Here is a 1518-nt window from a genome sequence, read left to right as displayed (position 1 = left end):
GCGTGATGATCGATGCCAAGGATGTGTATGCGGGCGAACTGCCTATACGCCTTGCCGTGGACCACCTAATAGAAGGACTACTGCCGGGGTGCATCACGACCGTACGCGTGGCGGCCCATTACAGCAAATTGGATGCCTGTAGGGACATTTGCGCTGAGTTGTCTCAAAGGGGCTTTCGTGTGTTTTTGAACCTCATGCAGATCGATGCAGCCAATGCCGCAGAATTTGAGACGTGCCTGAAAGAAGCAAAGCAGTTCGACACCATCGACGTGCTATATATTGCCGATTCCTTCGGCTCTATGAAACCGAGCCGCGTCCATGAAATTATCGGCCGATTCGCGGATCGGCTTGAGAGTGACGTTGGATTTCACGGCCATGACAACCGGGGCTACGCACTGATCAATTCAGTTGCAGCCGCGATGGCGGGCGCGAGATGGATAGACTGCACCATGGGCGGCATGGGCCGCGGGGCCGGAAACACAGCTAGCGAGCAGCTCCTGCCAATTCTCGGTCGTCTTGATGCGTCTGCGGAACGGGCACTCCTGGAGCACGTCCTGCATCACTTCGGTCCGCTTCGCAAACGATATGGTTGGGGGAGCAGCGCGGCTTATCAGTTCGCCGGCTCAAACTTCATCCATCCTTCCTATGTACAAAAGCTGCGCGAAGAGGGGGCCTTGTCTGAGGCCGCGATTATCGACCTCCTTTCGAATCTCAGCGCCGATCAACGGCTAAGTTTTGCCGACGACAAAATCTCGGAGCTGATGGCGCAGACGATCGCCTGACCGCAGTTGGCTCCGATGAGCTTCCGTTTTCCCAATTTGGAGGTTGCCATGGCTCTAAGAAATGCGGCTGTGAAACCATCGGTCCTCCCGTCCGATCCGCGGTTTTCATCAGGCCCTTGCCGGAAACATCCTGGTTGGAGCGTGCCCCCAACCATGCTCCGATATGTTGGACGAAGCCACCGGAGTCCCGAGGGAGCAGAAAGGCTGAAAGGGGTAATCAGGCGCATGGCCTCTTTGCTAGAGCTGCCTGATAGTTGGCTGTGCGGTATCGTGCCCGGTTCGGGCACTGGGGCTTGCAGCATGGCCCTACAAAATCTGCTAGGCCCGTCCCCAGTCGAGACATTCGTGTCAGACAGCTTCTCACGGTATTGGGCAAATGAGATCGACACGTTAGGGCTAGCCTCCCAGAGGCGCCACGTCTGTGCTTTCGGGGAATTCCCAGACACCAGCGGGATCGATCCCGATCACGACATTGTTCTGGTATTAAACGGCACCAACAGCGGCGTCTGTCCTCCGGATCTTGATTGGATTTTTCCTGACCGTGCCGGACTTGTGATCGCAGATGCCGTCTCTGCAGCTTTTACCAGGCGCATCGACTACGATCGAACGGACGTTCTGTGCTGGTCATGGCAGAAGGCCCTTGGCGGCGAAGGCGGCCATGGCATGATCGCGCTCTCGCCTCGGGCCCAGGCACGGCTGAAAGTCAGCAGGGTTAAGCCCGTAGCCAGGCTCATGA

General features: G+C 57.3%; 1 protein-coding gene and 1 pseudogene. Both read left to right on the top strand.

What is annotated here, in order from left to right; genetic code table 11:
* Positions 1–782: hypothetical protein (locus tag O7A70_RS33705; RefSeq protein WP_337144187.1), on the top strand; the 782-nt coding region annotated here is incomplete at its 5' end.
* Between the two features lie 345 nt (positions 783–1127).
* Positions 1128–1518, top strand: a pseudogene (locus O7A70_RS33700) (phosphoserine aminotransferase); the annotation flags it as partial.

The organism is Mesorhizobium sp. Cs1299R1N1 (assembly GCF_037179655.1).
GTDB classification, from domain to species: Bacteria; Pseudomonadota; Alphaproteobacteria; order Rhizobiales; family Rhizobiaceae; genus Mesorhizobium; species Mesorhizobium salmacidum.
Note: the sequence above shows the minus strand (reverse complement) of the source record. Positions and strands in the feature narration are given on the sequence as shown.